Origin of the sequence: Streptomyces sp. TRM70350, assembly GCF_019219825.1 — a bacterium.
Classification (GTDB): Bacteria; Actinomycetota; Actinomycetes; order Streptomycetales; family Streptomycetaceae; genus Streptomyces.
This window is the reverse complement of record NZ_JAHUXH010000027.1, coordinates 72,880-97,368: the sequence shown is the minus strand read 5'-3', so window position 1 is coordinate 97,368 and position 24,489 is coordinate 72,880. Positions and strand designations below refer to the sequence as shown.

Here is a 24,489-nt window from a genome sequence, read left to right as displayed (position 1 = left end):
GTGGGGCAAGGGGATCGCTAAATTCCCTTGAATGTTTGAGGATTCCCCTTCCGTCTCCCACCGCAAGAAGAAGCCCCTCTCCCGCCGTGGCGTGATCGGCGCCGCCGGTGCCGTGGCCGCCGGAGCGGCGCTCACCCCGGCGGTCTTCGCGGCCACCGAGTCCGACACCCCCACCACGGACGCGGAGCCGGGGACGACCCCCGAGGCCTTCCCGGCCACCCGCACCGCCGCCGCCACCGGCACCGACTCCCTCCCCTTCGCCGCCTCCTACGTGGCCGTCCGCTGGACCGGTGCCCAGGACGGCGCCGGGATCCGCTTCCCGGACGGCTCCTGGCAGCCACTGACCCCCGGCTGCGCCACCGTCGAGGACGGCGGCACGGCACTCGTTCCGGCCGGTGCGGCCACCTCGTACGAGGTCAAGGCGCCCGGGGCGAAGCGGGTGCGCTCCCTGGCCATCGACTGCGCCGACGGACCGGACCGCACCTTCCACGTGCCGTCGCAGCCCACGCGCATACGAGGCGTGCGCTACCTCTCCCGCCCGGCCTGGGGCGCCGACGAGTCCAAGCGCTACAAGGACGGCCAGGTCAACTCGCCCGAGCAGTACTACCCGTTGCAGACGATCACCGTCCACCACACCGCCACGCCCAACGCCGACCCCGACCCGGCGGCCACCGTGCGGAGCATCTACGAGTTCCACGCGATCACCAACGACTGGGGCGACATCGGCTACCACTTCCTGATCGACGAGGCCGGCGTCATCTACGAGGGCCGCTACTCCGGCGACGACGGCATCCCCGCCTTCGACCCGGACGGCAAGCTCGTCACCGCCTTCCACACCGCCGGTTTCAACTCCGGCAACCTCGGCATCGCCCTCCTCGGCACCCTCAGCGACCAGGGCCCCACGCACGCCGCCAAGCGGTCCCTCACCCGGCTGATCAAGGTGATCGCCCGCATCAACGGCCTGGACCCGCGGGCGAATACCACCTTCGTCAACCCGGTCAACGGCGTGACCAAGGACGTCCCGGTGGTCAGCGGCCACCGCGACTGGCTGCAGACCGAGTGCCCGGGCCGGACCATGTACGACCTCCTCACCGAGATCCGCCCCGCCGCCGCCCGCTGACCTGCGCGGATCGGTCACCTCCCGGCGCGCACTACGCTGGGAGGCTGACCGATCCCCGGGAGCAGGAGAGAAATGGCCGTCAACCTGGTCAATGTCGAGAACGTCAGCAAGGTGTACGGCACCCGCACCCTCCTCGACGGCATCTCCCTGGGCGTCTCCGAGGGCGACCGCATCGGCGTCGTCGGCCGCAACGGCGACGGCAAGACGACCCTGATCCGGATGCTCGCCAAGCAGGAGCAGGCGGACTCCGGCCGGGTCACCCACTCCGGCGGCCTGCGCCTGGGCGTCCTCACCCAGCACGACTCCCTGGACCCCGGGGCCACCGTCCGCCACGAGGTCATCCGCGACATGGCCGACCACGAGTGGGCGGGCAACGCCAAGATCCGCGACGTGCTGACGGGTCTCTTCGGCGGACTCGACCTCCCCGGCTTCCCCCAGGGCCTCGACACCGTCATCGGGCCGCTCTCCGGTGGCGAGCGGCGCCGCATCGCGCTCGCCAAGCTGCTCATCGACGAACAGGACCTGATCGTCCTCGACGAGCCCACCAACCACCTCGACGTCGAGGGCATCGCCTGGCTCGCCCGGCACCTGCGCGAGCGCCGCTCCGCGCTGGTCTGCGTCACCCACGACCGCTGGTTCCTCGACCAGGTCTGCACCCGCATGTGGGACGTGCAGCGCGGAGTGGTCCACGAGTACGAGGGCGGCTACTCCGACTATGTCTTCGCCCGCGCCGAGCGCGAGCGGATCGCCGCGACCGAGGAGGTCAAACGGCAGAACCTGGTCCGCAAGGAGCTGGCCTGGCTGCGCCGCGGCGCCCCCGCCCGCACGTCGAAGCCGCGGTTCCGCGTGGAGGCCGCCAACGAGCTGATCAAGGACGTGCCGCCGCCCCGGGACAGCTCCGAGCTGATGAAGTTCGCCTCCTCGCGGCTCGGCAAGACCGTCTTCGACCTGGAGGACATCACCGTCCAGGCCGGTCCCAAGGTGCTGCTGAAGCATGTGACGTGGCAGCTCGGCCCCGGCGACCGCATCGGGCTCGTCGGTGTGAACGGCGCGGGCAAGACCTCGCTGCTGCGCGCGATGGCCGACGCGGCGCGGACGCAGGGCGAGGCACAGCCGGTGGGCGGGCGGATCGCCGTCGGCAAGACGGTCAAGCTCGCGTACCTCTCCCAGGAGGTCGCCGAACTGGACCCGGACTGGCGGGTCCTGGAGGCCGTCCAGCGGGTGCGGGAGCGCGTCGACCTCGGCAAGGGGCGCGAGATGACCGCGGGCCAGCTGTGCGAGACGTTCGGCTTCGGCAAGGAGAAGCAGTGGACGCCGGTGGGGGACCTCTCCGGCGGTGAGCGCCGTCGGCTGCAGCTGCTCCGGCTGCTGATGGACGAGCCGAACGTCCTCTTCCTCGACGAGCCGACCAACGACCTCGACATCGAGACGCTGACCCAGCTGGAGGACCTGCTCGACGGCTGGCCCGGCTCGATGATCGTGATCTCGCACGACCGGTTCTTCATCGAGCGCACCACCGACCGCGTGTTCGCGTTGCTCGGCGACGGCACCCTGCGGATGCTGCCGCGCGGGATCGACGAGTACCTGGAGCGGCGCCGGAAGATGGAGGAAGCGGCGGCGGCCACCCCCGCCGCGGTGAAGTCGGCGCCCGAGAGGACCGCCGCCGACCAGCGCGCGGCCAAGAAGGAACTCCAGAAGATCGAGCGGCAGTTGGACCGGATCTCCGAGAAGGAGAACAAGCTGCACGCCCAGATCGCCGAGAACGCCACGGACTTCGCGAAGGTGGCCGAACTGGACGCCGAGCTGCGGCAGTTGACCGGTGAGCGGGAGGAGCTGGAGATGCGGTGGCTGGAGCTGGCCGAGGACGCGTGAGTCGCGTAACAACGGCATCACGGGCCGGTGCTCCCTTGGGAACAGGGGCGCATCCGGCCCGTTTCGTTGTCGGTCCCGGGTGATAGAAATGGGCGGTCTGAGAACCGTCTGAGAATCATGGGTGTGGCGGAAACGCAGCGCCACGGGGCGCGGCGCCACATCAGTCACAAGGGGGAACCGCTGATGACCCAGCCGCCCAACCAGCCGCCGGGTGGCGGCTTCGGCGCGCCACAGGACCCGAGTCAGGGCACACCCCCACCACCGGCCCAGCCGCCCCAGCCCCCGCAGGGGCCGCCGCAGCCCGGTTACGGCTATCCGCAGCAGCCCGGTCCGTACGGTCAGCCGCATCCTCCGGGGCCGTACGGTCAGCAGCCCGGTTACGGCTTCCCGCAGCCCCCGTACCCCGGCGCGCCGGGCACGCCCCCCGGCTCCGGCTCGCGCAACCCCTTCCGGGGCAAGCCCGCGCTGGCCGTCGGTGCCGCGGTGGCCGCGCTGCTGCTCATCGGCGGCACCGTCTACGCCGTGACCAGCGGCGGCGACGACAAGAAGCCGGTCGCCGAGCAGAGCGACGACGCCAAGCCCTCCGCCTCCGACGCCCCGGTCAACCCCGGTGACGGCAGCGGCGACGGCCGCGCCGACCCGGACAACCTCAACGAGGGCCGCAAGGCGGGCGAAGGGCGGGTGCTCTGGTACAAGGAGGCGCCCGACGCGCCCGGTTCCGGCGCCAAGGCCCCCGGCATGTGGATCACCGACAAGACGGCGGTGAAGGCGGCGTACAAGGAGCTCGTCGCCTACAACGTCGGCGACGGCAGGCCCACGTGGGACCCGATCGGCTTCCCGCAGGAGATCTGCGCGGTCACCCCGCAGAAGACGGCCGACGACAAGATCGTCGTGGCGTACATGAACGGCTCCAGCGACCGCGCCGAGTGCAACAAGCTCCAGCTGATCGACCTCAACACCGGTGAGAAGGGCTGGAGCGGCGAGGTCGAGGACGGCGCGCTGTTCGACAGCACGCTCTCCATCGAACTGACCCTGGCCGGCGACACGCTGATGGTGGGCCGCTCGCAGTCCGGCACGGCGTACGACGTCACCACCGGCAAGAAGCTGTTCGACAAGAAGAAGTACGGCGACGCCTGCTTCCCGAGCGCGTTCGCGGGCGGCAGCCGGCTGGTCTCCGTCGCGTCCTGCGGCGCGGCCACGGACAACGAGCACGACGAGATACAGGAACTGGACCCGAGGACCGGCAAGGTCAAGTGGACCCGGGCCTTCGACAAGGGCTGGCGGGTCATGCGGGCGTACTCCGTCGACCCGCTGGTGGTCTACAGCACCAACGAGGACAAGGACGCCTGGAACATCTCCACCCTGGACGCCAAGGGCGGCTTCCGCTCCCAGGTCAAGGTCGACGAGGACTTCGCACCCGAGTGCGGCTGGTCCGTCCTCCAGCGCGACCTGACCGGCTGCCAGGGCGTCGCCGCCGACGCGAACACCCTCTACCTGCCCACCGAGGCCACCGGCGGCGCCAACGAGGTCGTGGCGATCAACCTCGCCGACGGCAAGGAGAAGTGGCGGGTGAAGTCCCCCGCGGACGAGTCGATGCTGCCGCTGCGGGTCGAGGGCGGCAAGCTCATCGCGTACGTCGAGCCGTCGTACGACGCGGGTGGCCAGATCGTGTCCGTTCCGACGACCGGCGGCAGCCACCGGCCGACGAAGCTGCTGCAGAACCCCACGGGCGCGGCGCAGGTCGAGGACAGCTTCTTCTCGCGGGACATCGCCTGGGTGGACGGCCGCTTCTACATCTCCACCACCCGGCTGTCCGGCGAGGACGAGGCCAAGGAGAAGCTGATGCTCGCCTACGGCAAGTGACGCGCCGTTCCGACTTGTTCCGCTGTTGTGCTGTTCCGCCGTCCCCGTCTCCCCGAGGTACCCACGTCATGACCCAGCCGCCGCCTCCGCCGCCCAACCAGCCCCCGCAGGGGGGTGGGTTCGGCTCGCCGCAGCCCCAGCCGCAGCCCCAGCCCCAGGATCAGCCGCCGGGGGCGCCGCCCGCGTTCGGTGCTCCTCAGCCGCCGGGGGCGCCGCCCGCGTTCGGTGCTCCTCAGCCGCCGGGGGGCGGTTACGGATATCCGGGGCCGCCTCAGGGGCCGCCGCAGCCTGGGTACGGGTATCCGCAGCCTCCGCAGCCGAATCCCTACGGGCCACCCGGGTACGGCTATCCGCAGCCGACCGTGCCGCTGCACCCGCAGGCGGGTCAGCCGGGGCAGGCGGCCGGTGGCGGGCGGAAGTTCAACGCGCAGGTGGCCATCATCGTGGCCGCCGTCGTGGCGATCGCGCTGATCATCGGTGGGGGTGTCTGGTACTCGAAGTCGTCCGGTGAGGGCGGCACGGACGACACCGCCAGTTCGAGCGGCGGCACGGGCGACGGCAAGGGGGGCGCCGAGAGCTCCTCCAAGGGCACCGAGAAGGTGCCGGCCGACCCGAACTCCAAGGTGCTGTTCCAGGTTCCGCAGCCCGAGGTCGACAAGGACGACTCCGTGGTCGTCACCGGCTCCTGGCTCACCGACAAGGTGTACGCCAAGACCGGTGTCGCCGAGATCGTCGGCTACGACCGGGACAAGGGCACCGAGCTGTGGACGATTCCGCTGCCCGGGCCGGTGTGCGAGGCGACCCGGCACACGACCGCGGACGGCAGGACGGCCGTCGTCTTCCAGCCCAGGATGCCCGCCAAGAACTCCTCCGAGGGGTGCAGCCAGGTCGCGGCGATCGACCTGAACGCGGGCAAAAAGCTGTGGACCGAGACCGCCACGTCCGGTGACCAGCCGATCAGCTTCGACAACGTCACCGTGAGCGCGAGCACGGTCGCCGTGGGCAGTACGAGCGGCGGTGCCGCGTTCGACATCGACAGCGGCAAGGCACTGTGGACGCCGAAGCCCGCGGACACCTGCTACGACGCCGGGTACGGCGGCGGCGCGAAGCTGGTCGCGGTGCGCAAGTGCGGGCAGTACGAGGCGCGTGAGCTGCACATCCAGACCATCGACCCGAAGTCCGGGAAGGTGATCTCGGAGTACAAGATGGCCAAGGGCATCGAGTACGCCAGTGTCGTGTCGACCGATCCGCTGGTCGTGGCGGCCGACGTGGGTGACTCGGCCGGGGACGGCAGCGGCATCTCGGACTTCTTCTCCGTCGACAACAAGACGGGGAAGCTGCGGGCGCGGATCTCGGCGCCGGGTGACTCCTACGCCGCCGAGTGCGACGGTATCTCCCGGGTCGAGGACTGCACGGGGCTGGCGGTCGGCAACGACCGGCTGTATGTGCCGACGGAGGAGCGGGACGGTTCCGGTGAGTTCGGCCGGACGAACTCGGTCGTGGTGTTCGATCTGGCGAGCGGGAAGCTGACCGGGCAGCGGGCGGACGCGGGGGACGGGTACACGATCACGCCGTTGCGGATGGACGGCGGGAACGTGATCGCGTACAAGAGCGGGCCGTACGACAAGGGTGGGCAGATCGTCAGCATCGACGGCGGCAGCTTCGAGCAGGTCAAGCTGATGGAGAACCCCGGGACCGATGCGGTGCGGGACGTGGAGTCGGGGAAGGAGCCGGGGTACGGCGAAGTCCTCTACTCGCAGGGGCGGTTGTACATGTCCGAGGTGTATGCCAGCGGGTCGGGTTCGGGTGGGGACGAGTACCTCGCCATCGCGTTCGGGGTGAGTGGTTGAGGGGGAATTTCGGCGATCTGGGGCACTTCTCACGAGTAGGGGCAGCGCGACGTCGAACAGCCGTGTAGCTTCCGGGGGCATGGCGGACGTCGGTGTTTGTGCTGGGTCTGTCCGTAGGGCCTTTGGACATCCATAGTGGGCGTCCACTGGGGGACTGGTGGGGGGACTGGGGGGGGTTGCTCGATGGGAGTGCGGCTCATGGTGGTCGACGACCACCGGTTGCTCGCCGAGGCGTTGGCCTCGGCGCTGAAGCTGCGGGGGCACCGGGTGCTGGCCGCGGCGGCGCCGGCCGTGGGGGCGGCGGAGCTGGTGATCGCGCGGGCGCCGGAGGTGTGTCTGTGGGGGACGGCCACGCCGGCCGAGGCGGGGGCGTTCGATCCGGTGGTGCGGATCAAGCGGGAGCGGGGGCAGGTGGCGGTGCTGGTGCTGGGGCCGGTGCCCAGTCCTCGGGGGATCGCGGCGGCGTTCGCGGCGGGGGCGTCCGGGTATGTGCGGCACGACGAGCGGATCGAGGGCGTCGAGCGGGCGATCATGAAGGCGCGGGCGGGGGAGGCGGCGGTGGCGCCGCAGTTGTTGCAGGGGGCGTTCGGGGAGCTGCTGAATCCTGCGGCGCAGCCGGACGACGAGGGGCAGCGGTTGTTGGAGATGCTGACGCCTCGGGAGGTTGAGGTGTTGGTGCGGGTGGCGGACGGGGAGGACACGCGGCTGATCGCGGCGGGGATGGGGATTGCGCCGTCCACTGCTCGGACGCATGTGCAGCGTGTGCTGATGAAGTTGGGGGTGGGGTCGCGGTTGGAGGCGGCGGCGTTGGCTGCGCGTACTGGGTTGCTGGATCGGGCGGGGGCGTTGCCGGGGCGTGGTGACGGCTGAATGCCTGCGGCGGCCTGCGCGGGTGGGTGCGTGGTTGCGGCTGAGTGCCTGCGGCGGCCTGCGCGGGTGGGTGTGTGGTTGCGGCTGAGTGCCTGCGGCGGCCTGCGCGGGTGGGTGCGTGGTTGCGGCTGAGTGCCTGCGGCGGCCTGCGCGGGTGGGTGCGTGGTTGCGGCTGAGTGCCTGCGGCGGCCTGCGCGGGTGGGTGCGTGGTTGCGGTAGCGCCTGCGGTGCGTGGGTGGGTCGGGGCCGCGCCGGGGGGTGTCCGTCCTCGGAACGGCGCGGAATCGGTCACTCACCAACTCGCCCGTGTTGACGCGCCAACCGCTGCGGGCGGACACCCCCCGACACGCCCCCTTCCGTGCGTACGCGAGTGCGGCTGTCGCGGTGGCTGCCGCAGCATGCGTGCGTACGGCCGCGCCATGCCGCTGTCTCGGCCGCAGCCTGCGCAGCTGCGGCCGCGCGTACCCCTCGCCGCGGGTGCGCGCTGCCGCGCTACCGCTTAGCTGCGGGTGCGGGCTGCCGCAGTGGCCCGCCCCAGCCGCGATGCAGGGTGTGGATCGGACGGGTGGGGCGGGAAACCGTGCGGCGTTTACTCCTGGCGGGTGTCGTCCGGGGTGATCGGTGGGGGTGGCGGAGCCGTGGGGCGGAGTTTTAGCCAGGTCAGGAAGAACAGGCCCAGCAGGAGCATGCCCAGGCCTGTCCAGAGGTTGATGTTGACGCCCTCGGCCTTGTCGATCGCCGCGTCGTCGTCCGTGAGGCCCGCGATCGTGACGATGACGCCGTAGACGACGAAGAGGCCGCCGATGATGCGCCGGATGTCGAAGAGCCGGGCGGCCGTCGCGGACTTGCTCTCCAGTTCGGTGACCTCCCGCAGGACGTCACGCTCGGAGTACTCGTGGTGCTGCTCTGACATGGTCTCTCCATCCTCCCGCGGTCAGAACGAGAACGGGATGTAGCAGGCGGCAGCCAGGATCACCGCGCCCCAGCCGAGCAGCGCCGGCTTGCGGTACCACGCCTCGTCGCCCTTCGCGGGCGGCTCCGCCATGCCGGGGGAGCGGGTGCCGTAGACGAGGCCCTGGAGGTCCTCCATGGGCTTGGGGGCGGTGAAGAGGGAGACGGCCACCATGACGACCGCGCCGGCGACGAAGCCCGCGATCGCGGAGACGAAGTTGGCGCCCTGGTCGGAGGGTATGTCGATGACGCCCTGCCGGTAGACGACGAAGTAGTTGACCATTGCGGCCGTGGTGCCGGCGAGGAGGCCCCAGAAGCCCGACTTCATCGACGCGCGCTTCCAGAACATGCCGATGATGAAGACGACGAACATCGGGACGTTGAAGAAGGAGAACAGCGTCTGCAGGTACGCCATGATGTTCGAGAAGGCCGACGCCAGGAACGCCGTGCCGATGGAGGCCAGGACGCCGACCGCCGTGATGATGCGGCCGAAGCGGACGTAGTAGGAGTCGTCCCGGCCCCGGACCGCGTACCTCGCCCAGATGTCGTTGGTGAACACCGTGTTGAAGGCCGACACGTTGGCCGCCATGCCCGCCATGAAGGCCGCCAGCAGGCCGGTCACCGCGAGGCCGAGGACGCCGTTGGGCAGCAGGTCCTGCATCAGGTAGGGGATGGCGTCGTTGTACTGGTAGCCCGACTCGGGGGTGCCGAACCGGGGGATCAGCGCGGCGGCGACCAGGCCGGGGATCATCACCAGGAAGACGATGAAGATCTTCGGGAACGCGGCGATCAGCGGGGTGCGCTGGGCGGCGGAGAGGTTCCTGGCCGACAGGGCGCGCTGGACCTCGGCGAAGTTCGTGGTCCAGTAGCCGAAGGAGAGCACGAAGCCCAGGCCGAGGACGATCGTGAGCCAGTTCGCGCCGAGGGGGTTGGCGTCGCCGATGCCCGTGCCGCCCCAGGCCGTCATGAAGTCATCGCCCCGGGTCGCGGTGAGGGTGTCGGACAGGCCGTCCCAGCCGCCGACCTTCTTCAGGGCCAGGAACGTGAGCGGGATGAGTGCGGCGAGGATGACGAAGAACTGGAGTACTTCGTTGTAGATCGCCGAGGAGAGGCCGCCGAGGGTGATGTAGGCGAGGACGAAGAAGCCCGCCACGACGATCGCCACCCACTCCGGCCAGCCCAGCAGTGCCTCGACGACGATGGCGAGGGCGTAGAGGTTGACGCCCGCGATGAGGACGGCGGCGAAGGCGAACAGGATCGAGCTGAGCAGGTGCGCCGGCCTGTCGAAGCGCAGGAGCAGGAACTCGGGGACCGAGCGGACCTTGCTGCCGTAGTAGAAGGGCATCATCACCAGGCCGAGGAAGACCATGGCCGGGATGGCGCCGACCCAGTACCAGTGGGTGGTGTAGACGCCGTACTGGGCGCTGTTGGCGGCCATGCCGAGGATCTCGGTGGCGCCGAGGTTGGCCGCGATGAACGCCAGGCCGGTGATCCAGGCGGGCAGGGAGCGCCCGGAGAGGAAGAAGTCGAGGCTGGTCTTCACCGAGGCGCGGGCGGCGAACCCGACACCGAGGACGACGACGAAGTAGATGCCGAGGATCGCGTAGTCGAGCCAGTTGGTGGGGAGCCGCAGCTCGGCGGAGAGCAAAGTGGGGGTTTCCATACGCACTCGCTTCGTTGCGTGGACTGATCCGGTGCGGAACCTATGAGATGTTGACTGTGGTGGTGAGTTGTGTTTTGGTGTGTTGAGTTCTGTTGAATGACTTGGGTGGCTCGAATGAGGAGTCCGCGGTGAAGAAGACCTCGACCCGTCTGGCGGACGGTCGTGAGCTGATCTACTACGACCTGCGGGACGACGCCGTGCGCGACGCGGTCGACCGCCGTCCGCTGGAGCGGACCGTGACGACCTCCGAGATCCGCCACGATGTGCTGCTGGGCGACGCGGTCGCGATCGCCTCGCACCGCCAGGGCCGGACCTACCACCCGCCGGCCGACGAGTGTCCCCTGTGCCCGTCGCAGGGTGAGCGGCTGAGTGAGATCCCGGACTCGTCGTACGACGTGGTGGTCTTCGAGAACCGTTTTCCCTCGCTGGCCGGTGACTCCGGGCGCTGCGAGGTCGTCTGCTTCACCTCCGACCACACCGCGTCCTTCGCGGACCTGAGCGAGGAACAGGCGCGGCTGGTCCTGGACGCGTGGACCGACCGTACGTCGGAGCTGTCCCATGTGCCCTCCGTCGAGCAGGTCTTCTGTTTCGAGAACCGGGGTGCGGAGATCGGTGTGACCTTGGGTCACCCGCACGGGCAGATCTACGCCTACCCCTTCACCACCCCTCGCACCGCCCTGATGCTGCGGTCCCTCGCGGCCCACAAGGACGCCACGGGCGGGGGGAACCTCTTCGACGCCGTCCTGGAGCGCGAGCTCGCCGGCGAGCGGGTCGTCCTCGAGGGTGAACACTGGGTGGCCTTCGTGCCGTACGCCGCGCACTGGCCGTACGAGGTCCACCTGTACCCGCGTCGCCGGGTGCCCGACCTGCTCGCGCTCGACGAGGGGGCCCGCTCGGAATTCCCCCAGGTCTATCTGGAACTCTTGAGGCGCTTCGACCGTATCTTCGGCGAGGGTGAGCCTCCGACGCCGTACATCGCCGCCTGGCACCAGGCGCCGTTCGGCCAGCTGGAGGAGTTCGAGGGCGTCAGCCGTGACGACTTCGCGCTCCACCTGGAGCTTTTCACCATTCGCCGTACGTCCGGCAAGCTGAAGTACCTCGCGGGTTCCGAATCCGGCATGAGCGTGTTCATCAACGACGTGCCGCCGGAGCGCGCGGCCGAGCGATTGCGAGAGGTAGCTAGTTCATGAGCGGGAAGTACCTGGTCACCGGTGGTGCGGGATACGTGGGCAGCGTGGTCGCCCAGCATCTGCTGGAGGCCGGCCACGAGGTCGTCGTACTCGACAACCTGTCCACCGGCTTCCGCGAGGGCGTGCCCTCGGGTGCTTCCTTCATCGAGGGCGACATGCGCGACTCCGCCAAGTGGCTGGACTCCTCCTACGACGCCGTGCTGCACTTCGCGGCCTGCTCCCAGGTCGGCGAGTCCGTCGTACGGCCGGAGAAGTACTGGGACAACAACGTCGGCGGGACCATGGCCCTGCTCGCCGCCATGCGGGCGGCCGGGGTGCGCAAGCTCGTCTTCTCCTCCACCGCCGCCACCTACGGTGAGCCGGAGCAGGTGCCGATCGTCGAGTCCGCCCCCACCGCGCCGACCAACCCCTACGGTGCCTCCAAGCTCGCCGTCGACCACATGATCACAGGCGAGGCGAAGGCGCACGGGCTGGGCGCGGTGTCGCTGCGCTACTTCAACGTCGCCGGCGCGTACGGCGAGTTCGGCGAGCGGCACGACCCCGAGTCGCACCTCATCCCGCTGGTGCTGCAGGTGGCCCAGGGCAGGCGCGACGCGATCTCCGTCTACGGCGACGACTACCCGACGCCGGACGGCACCTGCATCCGCGACTACATCCACGTCGCGGACCTCGCGGAGGCACACCTGCTGGCCGTCGAGGCGGCCGTCGCGGGCGAGCACCTGATCTGCAACCTCGGCAACGGCAACGGATTCTCCGTCCGCGAGGTCATCGAGACGGTCCGTCAGGTGACCGGCCACCCGATCCCCGAGGTGGTGGCCCCGCGCCGGGGCGGCGACCCGGCGGTGCTGGTGGCGTCGGCGCGGACGGCCCGCGAGCGGCTCGGCTGGAACCCGTCCCGCGCGGACCTCGCCGGGATCGTCGCCGACGCCTGGGAGTTCGCGCAGCGGCGCGGCAAGTAGAACGTACGAAAGGGTCAGGGGCAGGGCATGAGCGAGGCTGTCGCAGAGGCTGTCGCCGAGCGGTTCAGGGAGCTGTACGGGGCCGATCCGCAGGGCGTGTGGGCCGCGCCGGGACGGGTCAACCTCATCGGTGAGCACACCGACTACAACGACGGCTTCGTGATGCCGTTCGCGCTGCCGCACACCGCGGTCGCGGCGGTGTCCCGCCGGGACGACGGCGTACTGCGACTGCACTCGGCGGACATCGAAGGCGACGCGGGCGGCGTGGTGGAGCTGCGCGTGGACGCCCTGGAGCCGGAGTCGGACAAGAACTGGACGGCGTACCCGGCGGGCGTGGTCTGGGCGCTGCGCGCGGCGGGCCACGAGGTGGGCGGCGCGGACATCCACCTGTCCTCCACGGTCCCGGCGGGCGCGGGCCTGTCGTCCTCGGCGGCGCTGGAGGTGGTGATCGCTCTCGCCCTGAACGACCTTCACGACCTCGGGCTGAAGGGCTGGCAGCTGGCCCGCCTGTGCCAGCGCGCCGAGAACGTCTACGTCGGCGCCCCCGTCGGCATCATGGACCAGACCGCGTCCGCCTGCTGCACCGCCGGCCACGCCCTGTTCCTCGACACCCGCGACCTCTCCCAGCGCCAGATCCCCTTCGACCTGGCCGCCGAGGGGATGCGGCTGCTGGTCGTCGACACCCGGGTCAAGCACGAGCACAGCAGCGGCGAGTACGGCAAGCGCCGGACGGGCTGCGAGAAGGGCGCGGCCCTGCTGGGCGTCGACGCCCTGCGCGACATCCCGTACGCCGAGCTGGACGCGGCGCTGGACCGCCTCGGCGACGACGAGGAGGTCCGCAGGCTGGTGCGGCACGTGGTCACGGAGGACCAGCGCGTCGAACGCGTCGTCTCCCTGCTGGAGTCGGGCGAGACCCGGGCGATCGGCCCGGTCCTCACCGAGGGCCACGCCTCCCTGCGCGACGACTTCCGCATCTCCTGCCCGGAGCTGGACCTGGTCGTCGACACCGCCCGGTCGGCCGGGGCCCTGGGCGCCCGGATGACGGGCGGCGGCTTCGGCGGCTCGGCGATCGTGCTGGCGGAGGTGACGGACGTCGACGCCATCACCAAGGCGGTGGAAGAGGCGTTCGCGGCCGCGGGCTTCATGGCGCCCCGGGTGTTCGAGGCGGTGCCTTCGGCGGGGGCGCGGCGGGTGCGGTAGGGCTGCCGCGGTCAGTTGGTGGCCAGGCGCTTGGTCAGCGTGAACTCCGTGATACCGGGCGGGTAGTCGGGGATCGCGCACACCACTTCGTACCCCTGCTTCCGGTAGAAGCCGGGAGCCTGGAAGTCCCAGGTCTCCAGTCGGGCGGCGGCGCAGCCGCGCTCCACGCGGGCGATGCGCTCCGCCTCGGCCAGCAGGAAGGAGCCCAGGCCGGTGCCGCGGTGGCGTTGGTCGACCCAGAGGTACGTCACATGCAGCCAGGTCGTCCAGGTGTGCCCGACCAGGCCGCCGGCCAGGTCGCCGGTGGCGTCCAACGCCCAGACGTGCAGGGGGGCTTCGCGGCCGGCGGGGGTGCCGCGCAGGGCGCGCAGGACGGGGGAGGCTGCCGTATTGGTGTCGCGGAGCCGGGAACGGAGAAGATCGCGCCGGGCTCTGTCGACTTCTGTCTCAATACGAAACATGCGCCTCACCATAAACGCGCTGGACAACCAGTTCTGCAAATTGCCTTCCGCTCCTGCCCCCCGCCCGTACTCTGATGAACAGCACCGGTGGGGGCCGGTGCTGTTCAGGGGGCGAGACAAGTCGGGTACGACGCCCGAAGTGGGGGTAGCGGTTTCTGCACGGCGGCGGCCGTGCGGCTGCGGCGACCCCGTCCTGGGGAACGGCAGACACACCCACCAGGACTGCTTCGGGCGGCGTACCCGCACCGGTCATTCGGCTCCCGTCGATGGGCGTCCCCTGCTCTTCGAGAGCTCGGGGAAGGGGGTTTCGTGGTTCGCATCCGAGTCCTGGTCGTCGACGACCACCGCATCTTCGCCGAGTCCCTCGCCGCGGCGCTCGCCGCCGAGCCCGATGTCGACGTCTCCGCGGCCGGCAGCGGTCCCGCCGCGCTGCGCAGCCTGGAGCGCGCGGCCGCCGAGGGCCGCCGGTTCGACGTGCTGCTCGTCGACGCCGACCTGGGGGGCAACGTCCCTGGGATACGGCGGCCCGCCGTGCCCGTGCAGGAAGGCGGCGTGGACGGGGTCGTGGACGGCATCTCCCTGGTCGCCGGGGTCCGTTCCGCGCAGCCCGGGGTACGGGTCGTCGTGCTCGCCGAGAAGGACGATCCCCGGCGTGCCGCGCTCGCCCTGCAGGCCGGGGCGGGCGGCTGGGTCGCCAAGGACTGTTCGCTGTCGAGGCTGCTCACCGTCATCCGGGGCGTGCTGCGCGACGAGACGCATCTGCCGCCCGCCCTGCTCACCGGCGTCCTGCGCGAACTGACCGCCGCGCGCAGGCATCGCACGGAGAGCGAACGGCTGGTGGAGTCCCTCACCCCGCGCGAGCGGGAGGTACTGCGGTGCATGGTCGCGGGCCTGGGCCGCAAGGCCGTCGCCGAACGCCTGTACCTCTCCCCGCACACCGTCCGCACCCACATGCAGAACGTCCTCGGCAAACTAGGCGTCCACTCCACCCTCGCCGCCGTCGCACTGGCCCGGCGTGCGGGCGTGGGCCCGGCCGACCTGGGCCCCACCGCCCGACTCACGCCGGAGGAAAGCAACAGCGCCTGACCGACTCCAAAGGGATACGGGGCGCCTGATCGGGTTCGGTCGGGCAGCGCGCTGAAGGGGTGCGCGGACTGCGCGCTCAGCCCTCACCGGCCCGAGGCCGAGGGACGGCCGAGCGTGGTGGTGTCGGCGGGTGCGCCTGATCGGGTTCGGTCGGGCAGCGCCTTGAAGGCGCGGGGACTGCGCGCTCAGCCCCCACCGGCCCGCGGCCGACGGACGGCCGAGCGTGGTGGTGTCGGCGGGGGTGCCTGATGGGGTTCGGTCGGGCAGCGCCTTGAAGGGGCGCGGGGAACTGCGCGCTCAGCCCTCACCGGCCCGCGGCCGACGGACGGCCGAGCGTGGTGGTGTCGGCGGGGGTGCCTGATCGGGTTCGGTCGGGCAGCGCGCTGAAGGGGTGCGGGGACTGCGCGCTCAGCCCTCACCGGCCCGAGGCCGAGGGACGGCCGAGCGTGGTGGTGTCGGCGGGGGTGCCTGATCGGGTTTGGTCGGGCAGCGCCTTGAAGGGGCGCGGGGAACTGCGCGCTCAGCCCCCACCGGCCCGCGGCCGACGGACGGCCGAGCCCGCAGCGCGCCCGCGGGGAACTGCGCGACCGCCCCCACCGGCCCACAGCGCGCCTACCCGGGGATGTTGTCGAACGGCGCGGTCAACTGCCGCAGCAGCGCCGCCAGTTCGATGCGCTGGGCACGGGAGAGCTCCGCGAGGATCGCGCGTTCCTGGTCCAGCAGGCCCGCCAGGGCCTGGTCCGCACGGTCCCGGCCCTCGTCCGTGAGCCGGACCAGGACTCCACGCCGGTCACTGGGATCGGGCAGCCGCTCCACCAGGCCCTTTTTCGCCAGGCGGTCGATACGGTTCGTCATCGTGCCGGAAGTGACCAGGGTCTGGGTCAGCAGCTGTCCGGGCGAGAGCTGGTACGGCGCCCCCGCGCGGCGCAGCGCGGTCAGGACGTCGAACTCCCAGGGCTCCAGATTGTGCTCGGAGAAGGCCAGCCGACGTGCCCGGTCCAGGTGCCGGGCCAGCCGGCTCACCCGGCTGAGTACCTCAAGCGGTTCCACGTCGAGGTCCGGGCGCTCCCGGCGCCACGCTGCGACCAGCCGATCGACCTCGTCCTCCATGGCGATCAGTGTAGTGGTTGTGTCGACGTGAAGTCTCTTGACGTCGAGATACTTGGTTGTCAAGCTGAGGGCATGGCCGACCCCACCTGGGACCCCGCCCAGTACCTGCGGCACGCCGGACACCGTGCCCGCCCCTTCACCGACCTCCTGGCCCAGGTCCCCGACCTGCCCACCGACCCGCCCCGCATCGCCGACCTCGGCTGCGGCCCCGGCAACCTCACCGCACTGCTCGCCACCCGCTGGCCCACCGCCAACGTCACCGGCTACGACAACTCACCCGAGATGCTGCACCGCGCCCGCGCCGAGCACGCGGACCCCGGCCGCCTCGACTTCACCCACGCCGACCTGCGCACCTGGGCGCCCGGTGAGCCGTACGACCTGATCCTCAGCAATGCCACGCTCCAGTGGGTCCCCGGTCACGCGGACCGCTTCGCCGACTGGATCGCCGGGCTCGTCCCCGGCGGCACGTTCGCCTTCCAGGTCCCCGGCAACTTCGACGCCCCCAGCCACCGGCTGATGCGCGAGCTGGCCGCATCCCCGCGCTGGCGGGACCGCCTGGCCGACACCCTCCGGCATGCCGACGCCGTCCTCACCCCCGAGGCCTACCTGGAACGCCTCACCGCCCTCGGCTGCTCGGCCGACGTCTGGGAGACCACGTACATCCATCTCCTCACCGGCGAGGACCCCGTCCTCGACTGGGTGAAGGGCACCGGCCTGCGCCCGGTCCTCACCGCCCTCGCCGACGACCCCGAGGCCGCGCGGGCCTTCGAGGACGAGTACCGCACCGCCCTCCGCGAGGCCTATCCGCCGGGCAGGCACGGCACACCGTTCCCCTTCCGCCGCATCTTCGCCATCGCCCGCAAGGAGACGCGATGATCACCGCTGTGGACCACGCCCAGCCCGCCACCCCACCCGCCTCCGAGGACCGGCTGCGCGCGTACCACGCGGACGTCCCCGGCATGACCGAGATCCCCAAGCCACCGGCACTCGCGGCACGCGGCTGCTGCTGGTCCCAGGCGGGGGCGGCGCAGCTGCACCTCGGCATCGAGCCCGGCTTCCGCCCCGCCCGCGAGGCCCACCCGGGCCTGCGGGTCACCGACATCGAGTCCTGCGCCGCCCGGCTCACCGCCCACGGCGCCACCATCACCTGGGACGACCACCCCCCGGGCCGCCGCCTCTACTCCACGGACCCGGTCGGCAACCGCCTGGAGCTCCTGGAGCCCGGCTGAACGGCACCCACCCGCGTGCGCGGCAGCACGCGGACCGTCGACCTCCGCCGCATCGCCGGTTCCGCAGCGCCGGAACAAGGGGCGCGGGGAACCGTGCGACCCACCACGACGGCGGCGCAGACGATCACGGCGCCCCCGGCACGCCCCGCGGAGCGCTCAGCTCTTGCGGTGTCCGATCAGCCGAGGCTTCTGCTCCAGCCCGTCCAGCCCGTGCCACGCCAGATTCACCAGATGCGCCGCCACCTCCGCCTTCTTCGGCCGACGCACCTCCAGCCACCACTGCCCGGTCAGCGCGACCATGCCGACCAGCGCCTGCGCGTACAGGGGCGCCAGCTTGGGGTCGAAGCCGCGGCTTTTGAACTCGCGGCCCAGGATGTCCTCCACCTGAGTGGCGATGTCCGAGATCAGGGACGCGAACGAGCCCGTCGACTGCGGGATGGGCGAGTCACGGACCAGGATGCGGAAACCGTCCGTGTACTCCTCGATGTAGTCCAGCAGCGCGAACGCCGCCTGTTCGCACAGTTCCCGGGGGTGGCCCGCCGTCAGCGAGCTGGTCACCATGTCCAGCAGGCGCCGCATCTCGCGGTCCACCACGACCGCGTACAGCCCCTCCTTGCCGCCGAAGTGCTCGTACACCACCGGCTTGGACACCCCGGCCTTCGCCGCGATCTCCTCCACCGACGTGCCCTCGAAGCCCTTCGCGGCGAAGAGGGTGCGACCGATCTCCAGCAGCTGCTGGCGTCGCTCCGCACCGGTCATACGGGTACGGCGCGCACGCCGCGGCTTGTCGTTGCTGGAGGTGCTGCTGGAGTCGGTCGCCACGGCGTCAATCATGCCGCCTCGGCGGCCTGCCTCCCCCGCCGGGAGCCGTCCGACCCGGACGTCCGGCGGGAATCGATACGCGAGCGTGACGGCCAGCGCACGTCGTACGCCCACCCGGCGAGTTCGAACCAGCGGATCAGCCGGGCGGAGGAGTCGATCTGGCCGCGCTCCACACCGTGCCGCGCCGACGTCGGGTCGGCGTGGTGCAGGTTGTGCCAGGACTCACCGCAGGACAGGATCGCCAGCCACCACACGTTGCCCGACTTGTCCCGCGACCGGAACGGCCGCTTGCCCACCGCGTGGCAGATCGAGTTGATCGACCAGGTCACGTGGTGCAGCAGCGCCACCCGGACGAGCGAGCCCCAGAAGAACCCGGTGAACGCGCCCCACCAGGACATCGTCACCAGACCGCCGATCAGCGCCGGCAGCGCCAGGGACACCACCGTCCAGACGATGAACTGGCGGGAGATCGCCCGCAGCGTCGGGTCCTTGATCAGATCCGGCGCGTACTTGTCCTGCGGAGTGCGCTCCTCGTCGAACATCCAGCCGATGTGCGCCCACCACAGACCCTTGATCAGGGCCGGGACGGTCTCGCCGTACCGCCACGGGGAGTGCGGGTCGCCCTCCGCGTCGGAGAACCTGTGATGCTTGCGATGGTCGGCCACCCAGCGCACCAGGGGGCCCTCGACCGCCATCGACCCGGCGATCGCCAGCGCGATCTTCAGCGGCCGCTTGGCCTTGAACGAACTGTGGGTGAAGTGCCGGTGGAAACCGATCGTGATGCCGTGGCAGCCGAGGAAGTAGAAGAAGACCAGCAGACCCAGGTCCAGCCAGCTCACCCCCCAGCCCCACGCCAGCGGTACGGCCGCGACCAGCGCGAGGAACGGGACGATGATGAAGAGCAGGAGCACACCCTGCTCAAGAGAACCCTTCCGGGCGCCGCCGAGTGTGGCGGACGGAGTATGTTCGGCGGTGGCCTGCGAGGTCGACTTCGGGGCGTCGTCGATCACATCGGAGCTCGTGGTCATGGGTGCGTCCCCTGTGGGGTCGTGGGTTGAAACAGGTGCCGGGGGGTAGCGGAAACCGGGTACGGCTCGGACGAGACCTCCCTACGGTTCCGTAACCTACGGCGTCGTAAGTATGTCAGCGCGTCGCCCGGCGGCAAGAGCCCGTGACCCTGCGCGTCCCGGCCGAGACCTATCCTTGGAGTCGGTCGGACAGCGCGGTCCGTTCTGATTCCTTTCCCGGAAGTCCGGCCCGTAATGCGGCACCCGCCGTGCGACGGTCACCGGGTTCCCTCCCACACGAGCTTCAGACGAGCTTCAACACTGCAAGGAGCCGCACCTGTGAGCAGTGCCGACGACCAGACTGTGTCCCCGGCGACCACCAGCACCGAGCTGCGCGCCGACATCCGCCGGCTGGGCGACCTCCTCGGTGAGACGCTCGTCCGTCAGGAGGGCCCCGAGCTGCTGGAACTCGTCGAGAGGGTACGCCGCCTCACCCGCGAGGACGGCGAGGCCGCCGCCGAGCTGCTGCGGGGCACGGAACTGGAGACCGCGGCCAAGCTGGTCCGCGCCTTCTCCACCTACTTCCACCTGGCCAACGTCACCGAGCAGGTGCACCGCGGCCGCGAGCTGCGCGCCAAGCGCGCCGCCGAGGGCGGACTTCTCTCCCGCACCGCCGACCGGCTGAAGGACGCCGACCCCGAGCACCTGCGGCAGACCGTCCGCCACCTCAATGTTCGTCCGGTGTTCACGGCCCACCCCACCGAGGCCGCCCGCCGTTCGGTCCTCAACAAGCTCCGGCGCATCGCCAAGCTCCTCGACACCCCGGTCCTCGACACCGACCGCCGCCGCCACGACACCCGGCTGGCCGAGAACATCGACCTCGTCTGGCAGACCGACGAGCTGCGCGTCGTACGCCCCGAACCCGCCGACGAGGCCCGCAACGCCATCTACTACCTGGACGAGCTGCACGCCGGCGCCGTCGGTGACGTCCTGGAGGACCTGACGGCGGAACTGGAGCGCGTCGGCGTCAAGCTGCCCGACGACACCCGCCCCCTCACCTTCGGCACCTGGATCGGCGGCGACCGCGACGGCAACCCCAACGTGACCCCCGAGGTCACCTGGGAGGTGCTGATCCTCCAGCACGAGCACGGCATCAACGACGCCCTGGAGATGATCGACGAACTCCGCGGCTTCCTGTCGAACTCCATCCGCTACAGCGGCGCCACCGAGGAACTCCTGGAGTCCCTCCAGACCGACCTGGAACTCCTCCCCGAGATCAGCCCCCGCTACAAGCGCCTCAACGCCGAGGAGCCCTACCGCCTCAAGGCCACCTGCATCCGGCAGAAGCTGGAGAACACCAAGCAGCGCCTCGCCAAGGGCACCCCGCACGAGCCGGGCCGCGACTACCTCGGCACCGGCGAACTGCTGCACGACCTGAAGCTGATCCAGACCTCGCTGCGCGAGCACCGCGGCGGCCTCTTCGCCGACGGCCGCCTCGACCGCACCCTCCGCACCCTGGCCGCCTTCGGCCTCCAGCTCGCCACCATGGACGTACGCGAACACGCGGACGCCCACCACCACGCCCTCGGCCAGCTCTTCGACCGGCTCGGCGAGGAGTCCTGGCGGTACGCGGACATGCCGCGCGACTACCGTACGAAGCTCCTCGCCAAGGAACTCCGCTCGCGCCGCCCGCTCGCCCCCACCCCCGCGCCCGTCGACGCGGCCGGCGCCAAGACCCTCGGCGTCTTCCAGACGGTCAAGCGGGCCCTGGAGGTCTTCGGCCCCGAGGTCATCGAGTCGTACATCATCTCGATGTGCCAGGGCGCCGACGACGTCTTCGCGGCGGCCGTGCTGGCCCGCGAGGCGGGCCTGCTCGACCTGCACGCCGGCTGGGCCAAGATCGGCATCGTGCCGCTGCTGGAGACCACGGACGAGCTCAAGGCCGCCGACTCCATCCTGGAGGACATGCTCGCCGACCCGTCCTACCGGCGGCTCGTGGCGCTCAGGGGCGACGTCCAGGAGGTCATGCTCGGATACTCCGACTCCTCCAAGTTCGGCGGCATCACGACCTCCCAGTGGGAGATCCACCGCGCCCAGCGGCGGCTGCGTGACGTCGCCCACCGGTACGGCGTACGCCTGCGGCTCTTCCACGGCCGCGGCGGCACCGTCGGCCGCGGCGGCGGCCCCACCCACGACGCGATCCTCGCCCAGCCCTGGGGCACCCTGGAGGGCGAGATCAAGGTGACCGAGCAGGGCGAGGTCATCTCCGACAAGTACCTGATCCCGTCCCTGGCCCGGGAGAACCTGGAGCTGACGGTCGCGGCCACCCTGCAGGCCTCCGCCCTGCACACCGCGCCCCGCCAGTCCGTGGAGGCCCTCGCCCGCTGGGACGCCGCGATGGACGTCGTCTCCGACGCGGCGCACGCGGCCTACCGCCGCCTCGTGGAGGACCCGGACCTCCCGGCGTACTTCTTCGCCTCCACCCCCGTCGACCAGCTCGCCGACCTGCACCTGGGTTCGAGGCCTTCGAGAAGGCCCGACTCCGGCGCCGGTCTCGACGGCCTGCGGGCCATCCCGTGGGTCTTCGGCTGGACCCAGTCCCGGCAGATCGTCCCCGGCTGGTTCGGCGTCGGCTCCGGCCTCAAGGCGCTGCGCGAGGCGGGCCTGGACACCGTGCTCGACGAGATGTACGAGCAGTGGCACTTCTTCCGCAACTTCGTCTCCAACGTCGAGATGACGCTGGCCAAGACCGACCTGCGGATCGCCGGCCACTACGTCGACACCCTCGTCCCGGACGAGCTGAAGCACGTCTTCGACACCATCCGCGCCGAGCACGACCTGACCGTCCGCGAGATCCTCCGGGTCACCGGCGAGGATGAACTCCTCGACGCCCAGCCGGTGCTGAAGCAGACCTTCACCATCCGCGACGCCTACCTGGACCCGATCTCCTACCTCCAGGTGGCCCTGCTCAAGCGCCAGCGCGACGCGGCGGCCGCGGGCGCCGAGCCCGACCCGCTGCTCTCCCGGGCCCTGCTCCTGACCGTCAACGGCGTGGCGGCGGGCCTGCGCAACACCGGCTGACGGCCGCGGACACGACGGTGCCCCCGTGCTGCGTACGAGCACGGGGGCACCGTCCGTCTCCCGCCGCTACGTCAGCCCTGGTCGGCGCCCGACTTCCGGCGCCGGAAGACCAGGTAACCACCGGCGGCGAGCAACGCGGCCGCCGCACCGGCGAGCAGGCCGACGGGGGCGCTGCTACCGGTCTTGGCCAGGTCGCCCTCGGCGCCGCCGCCCTGCGCGGACGGGGCAGCGGACGGCGCGGAGGACACGGCGGGCGCGGCACCCTCCTCGGACGCGCCCGGGGAGGCGGCCGGAGCCTCGGAGCCCTCGGCCGTCTCCGACGGCGTGGCGGACGGTGTCGTACCGTCGGTCTCCTCCTCGGAGCCGCCCTCGTCGGTGTCGCCGCCGGTGTCGTCGGAGCCGCCCGGCGTCGTGCCCCCGGTCACCGGGCAGGTGTGCGACAGGTTGAACAGCTCCAGGTCACCGCCGCGCACCTCGGCGACCGCGGAGGTCAGCTCGGCCCCCGGCAGCGACCACACGTACGCGTGCTTGTCGGACGGCGGACCGAAGTCCGTCACCACCTGCTGCCCGCCCGGCTCGAAGGTGACGGTCAGCTTCACGAAGTCGGAGGACTTCCCCGGCAGCACGAAGTGCCAGCCGTCCTGCCCGTCGGGCACACCGGGGCACTGATCCCGGCCCTGCCGCGGGGCGCCGCCGTCGGCAGTGGTGGCGGTGCGCGGAAGCTGCTGGCGCAGCTGCACGCTGTAGGTGTTGTCACCGGAGTCGGTGGCGTGGGCGGCGGCCGGGGAGACGAGCAGGGCGGCCGCGGCGACGGCGGACAGGGCGCCGGCACGAGTGAGGGTATGCATGGGACGTTCCATCTTCGAAGTGTCCAACGGGGAAGATGTGGAGGGGGCGGCTAAGAATCCTGCAGGTCCCGGCAACAGAACAAGCACGAACAGGCAACGCACAGACCCTCCACAGACATGGAGAGCGACGATACGTCGTCAGATCACCACGAACGCGGCCGTGATGAGCGCACCCCCGGCCCCCGCCAGGACCCACCCGACCCGCGCCCGCCCCAGCCCACCCGCGACCACCACCGACGCGAGCAGCAGCGCCCCGCCCAGCGGCACCCAGGAGTGGAGCACCCCCGCGGGACCCGAACGGACGACCTCGCTGCCGCCCGGCTTCACTACAACGGAGTACGTCTCCCCGTCCCGCACCGCCGCCGAGTTCTCGATGACCACCCGCTCACGGGCCTGCGACCCCGCGGAGACCGGCGTGTACGGTCCGGCACAGGTGTCGTCCCCGCAGCCGGTCACCCTGATCGTCCCGCTCTCCCGTCCCTTGGTGAGCATCACGTACTGGGCGGAACTCCAGGACGCCCACACCCCGGCGATCAGAATCAGCGCCGCGACGACCCCCATCGCCGCGAGCCGCCCGAACCGCAGCGCGACGAACGCGCCCTGACTGGAGACGACGGCAGAAGGCATGGCGGCGATCCTTGGCCATGCCTGCACGGCCAGTCAACCGGGGTGGGAGACACGTCAGGAGTTGTACGAACTCTGCGCCCGCTCAAGCCCCTCGGTCACCAGACACTCCACCGCGTCCGCCGCCCGGTCCACGAAGTAGTCCAGCTCCTTGCGCTCGGCGGCGGAGAAGTCCTTCAGCACGAAGTCGGCGACCTGCATACGCCCCGGAGGACGCCCGATCCCGAACCGCACCCGGTGATAGTCCGGCCCCATCGCCTTCGTCATCGACTTCAGCCCGTTGTGCCCGTTGTCACCACCGCCCAGCTTCACCCGCAGCGTGCCGTAGCCGATGTCCAGTTCGTCATGGACGGCGACGACATGAGCGAGAGGCACCTTGTAGAAATCGCGCAGCGCGTTCACCGGACCACCGGAGAGATTCATGTACGACATCGGCTTCGCCAGCACCACCCGGCGGCTCGCCGGCCCCGGCGGACCGATCCGCCCCTCGACGACCTGTGCCTGCGCCTTGCTCGCCCGCCTGAACCTGCCCCCGATCCGCTCCGCCAGCAGATCGGCCACCATGAACCCCACATTGTGCCGGTTCATCGCGTACTCGGGCCCGGGATTCCCCAGCCCCACGATCAGCCAGGGGGCACCCGCGTCGGTCGTCACGTCGTCCATGTCTCCTTCATAACGCGCCA

General features: G+C 70.9%; 21 protein-coding genes. 12 read left to right on the top strand and 9 right to left on the bottom strand.

The genetic code is table 11. The annotated features are described in order from the left end of the window. Window positions 1-31 precede the first annotated feature (31 nt). The 5 genes from KWI83_RS29915 (at window position 32) to KWI83_RS29895 (ending at window position 7,575) form a co-directional block, all read left to right on the top strand. Window positions 32-1,120 carry an N-acetylmuramoyl-L-alanine amidase gene (locus KWI83_RS29915; RefSeq protein WP_218517499.1) on the top strand — a complete coding sequence of 363 codons (1,089 nt, stop codon included), beginning with the start codon at window positions 32-34 and terminating at the stop codon, window positions 1,118-1,120. A 72-nt stretch (window positions 1,121-1,192) separates the two neighbouring features. Beyond that, window positions 1,193-2,992, top strand: a complete 1,800-nt coding sequence (locus KWI83_RS29910) for an ABC-F family ATP-binding cassette domain-containing protein (protein ID WP_218517498.1) — start codon at window positions 1,193-1,195, stop codon at window positions 2,990-2,992. A 183-nt stretch (window positions 2,993-3,175) separates the two neighbouring features. Then, window positions 3,176-4,855 (top strand): PQQ-binding-like beta-propeller repeat protein, encoded by a 1,680-nt coding sequence (locus tag KWI83_RS29905; protein WP_218517497.1) that lies wholly within the window; start codon window positions 3,176-3,178, stop codon window positions 4,853-4,855. A 68-nt stretch (window positions 4,856-4,923) separates the two neighbouring features. Further along, the gene (locus KWI83_RS29900) at window positions 4,924-6,705 is read left to right on the top strand and encodes a PQQ-binding-like beta-propeller repeat protein (RefSeq protein WP_218517496.1); all 1,782 of its coding nucleotides are present in this window, start codon (window positions 4,924-4,926) and stop codon (window positions 6,703-6,705) included. A 183-nt stretch (window positions 6,706-6,888) separates the two neighbouring features. Beyond that, window positions 6,889-7,575, top strand: a complete 687-nt coding sequence (locus KWI83_RS29895) for a LuxR C-terminal-related transcriptional regulator (RefSeq protein WP_218517495.1) — start codon at window positions 6,889-6,891, stop codon at window positions 7,573-7,575. Window positions 7,576-8,164: 589 nt separating this feature from the next. On the opposite strand, the gene KWI83_RS29890 is transcribed toward KWI83_RS29895, so the two are convergent. Together KWI83_RS29890 and KWI83_RS29885 are read right to left on the bottom strand one after the other, a co-directional pair. Beyond that, window positions 8,165-8,488, bottom strand: coding sequence for a hypothetical protein (locus KWI83_RS29890; protein ID WP_218517494.1), 324 nt, complete (start codon window positions 8,486-8,488; stop codon window positions 8,165-8,167). A 21-nt stretch (window positions 8,489-8,509) separates the two neighbouring features. Next, window positions 8,510-10,189, bottom strand: a complete 1,680-nt coding sequence (locus KWI83_RS29885; protein WP_218517493.1) for a sodium:solute symporter family protein — start codon at window positions 10,187-10,189, stop codon at window positions 8,510-8,512. A gap of 128 nt (window positions 10,190-10,317) precedes the next feature. Here KWI83_RS29885 and galT point away from each other — a divergent pair, with 128 nt between their 5' ends. Genes galT through galK form a run of 3 tightly spaced genes read left to right on the top strand, consistent with a single transcriptional unit; the run spans window position 10,318 to window position 13,538 of the window. After that, the gene (gene galT, locus KWI83_RS29880; protein ID WP_218517492.1) at window positions 10,318-11,379 is read left to right on the top strand and encodes a galactose-1-phosphate uridylyltransferase; all 1,062 of its coding nucleotides are present in this window, start codon (window positions 10,318-10,320) and stop codon (window positions 11,377-11,379) included. Beyond that, a complete protein-coding gene (gene galE, locus KWI83_RS29875) occupies window positions 11,376-12,338 on the top strand; it encodes a UDP-glucose 4-epimerase GalE (protein WP_218517491.1) in 963 nt (320 codons plus the stop codon). Before galT ends, galE begins: the two co-directional genes overlap by 4 nt. Before the next feature lie 27 nt (window positions 12,339-12,365). Next, window positions 12,366-13,538, top strand: a complete 1,173-nt coding sequence (gene galK, locus KWI83_RS29870) for a galactokinase (RefSeq protein WP_218517490.1) — start codon at window positions 12,366-12,368, stop codon at window positions 13,536-13,538. An 11-nt stretch (window positions 13,539-13,549) separates the two neighbouring features. On the opposite strand, the gene KWI83_RS29865 is transcribed toward galK, so the two are convergent. Next, window positions 13,550-14,011 carry an N-acetyltransferase gene (locus KWI83_RS29865; RefSeq protein ID WP_218517489.1) on the bottom strand — a complete coding sequence of 154 codons (462 nt, stop codon included), beginning with the start codon at window positions 14,009-14,011 and terminating at the stop codon, window positions 13,550-13,552. A gap of 297 nt (window positions 14,012-14,308) precedes the next feature. On the opposite strand from KWI83_RS29865, the gene KWI83_RS29860 reads away from it, so the two are divergent. Then, window positions 14,309-15,085 carry a response regulator transcription factor gene (locus tag KWI83_RS29860; RefSeq protein ID WP_218517488.1) on the top strand — a complete coding sequence of 259 codons (777 nt, stop codon included), beginning with the start codon at window positions 14,309-14,311 and terminating at the stop codon, window positions 15,083-15,085. Between the two features lie 612 nt (window positions 15,086-15,697). Here the strand turns inward: KWI83_RS29860 and tamR are convergent. Then, the gene (gene tamR, locus KWI83_RS29855) at window positions 15,698-16,195 is read right to left on the bottom strand and encodes a MarR family transcriptional regulator TamR (protein WP_218517487.1); all 498 of its coding nucleotides are present in this window, start codon (window positions 16,193-16,195) and stop codon (window positions 15,698-15,700) included. Window positions 16,196-16,267: 72 nt separating this feature from the next. On the opposite strand from tamR, the gene KWI83_RS29850 reads away from it, so the two are divergent. Together KWI83_RS29850 and KWI83_RS29845 are read left to right on the top strand one after the other, a co-directional pair. Further along, a complete protein-coding gene (locus KWI83_RS29850; protein WP_218517486.1) occupies window positions 16,268-17,071 on the top strand; it encodes a trans-aconitate 2-methyltransferase in 804 nt (267 codons plus the stop codon). Continuing rightward, a complete protein-coding gene (locus KWI83_RS29845; RefSeq protein WP_218517511.1) occupies window positions 17,068-17,424 on the top strand; it encodes a VOC family protein in 357 nt (118 codons plus the stop codon). The genes KWI83_RS29850 and KWI83_RS29845 overlap by 4 nt, the downstream gene beginning before the upstream one ends. Before the next feature lie 156 nt (window positions 17,425-17,580). Here the strand turns inward: KWI83_RS29845 and KWI83_RS29840 are convergent, their stop codons facing one another. Further along, a complete protein-coding gene (locus tag KWI83_RS29840; protein WP_218517485.1) occupies window positions 17,581-18,258 on the bottom strand; it encodes a TetR/AcrR family transcriptional regulator in 678 nt (225 codons plus the stop codon). Further along, the gene (locus KWI83_RS29835; protein WP_218517484.1) at window positions 18,255-19,274 is read right to left on the bottom strand and encodes a fatty acid desaturase; all 1,020 of its coding nucleotides are present in this window, start codon (window positions 19,272-19,274) and stop codon (window positions 18,255-18,257) included. Before KWI83_RS29835 ends, KWI83_RS29840 begins: the two co-directional genes overlap by 4 nt. A 318-nt stretch (window positions 19,275-19,592) precedes the next feature. On the opposite strand from KWI83_RS29835, the gene ppc reads away from it, so the two are divergent. Further along, complete coding sequence (ppc, locus tag KWI83_RS29830; RefSeq protein ID WP_218517483.1) at window positions 19,593-22,334, top strand: phosphoenolpyruvate carboxylase; 2,742 nt, start codon at window positions 19,593-19,595, stop codon at window positions 22,332-22,334. A gap of 71 nt (window positions 22,335-22,405) precedes the next feature. On the opposite strand, the gene KWI83_RS29825 is transcribed toward ppc, so the two are convergent. From KWI83_RS29825 to pth, 3 genes are all read right to left on the bottom strand, one after another. Beyond that, the gene (locus tag KWI83_RS29825) at window positions 22,406-23,182 is read right to left on the bottom strand and encodes an LPXTG cell wall anchor domain-containing protein (RefSeq protein ID WP_218517482.1); all 777 of its coding nucleotides are present in this window, start codon (window positions 23,180-23,182) and stop codon (window positions 22,406-22,408) included. 138 nt (window positions 23,183-23,320) lie between these two features. Beyond that, window positions 23,321-23,809, bottom strand: a complete 489-nt coding sequence (locus tag KWI83_RS29820; RefSeq protein WP_218517481.1) for a hypothetical protein — start codon at window positions 23,807-23,809, stop codon at window positions 23,321-23,323. Between the two features lie 54 nt (window positions 23,810-23,863). After that, window positions 23,864-24,469 (bottom strand): aminoacyl-tRNA hydrolase, encoded by a 606-nt coding sequence (pth, locus tag KWI83_RS29815; protein WP_218517480.1) that lies wholly within the window; start codon window positions 24,467-24,469, stop codon window positions 23,864-23,866. Window positions 24,470-24,489: the final 20 nt, after the last annotated feature.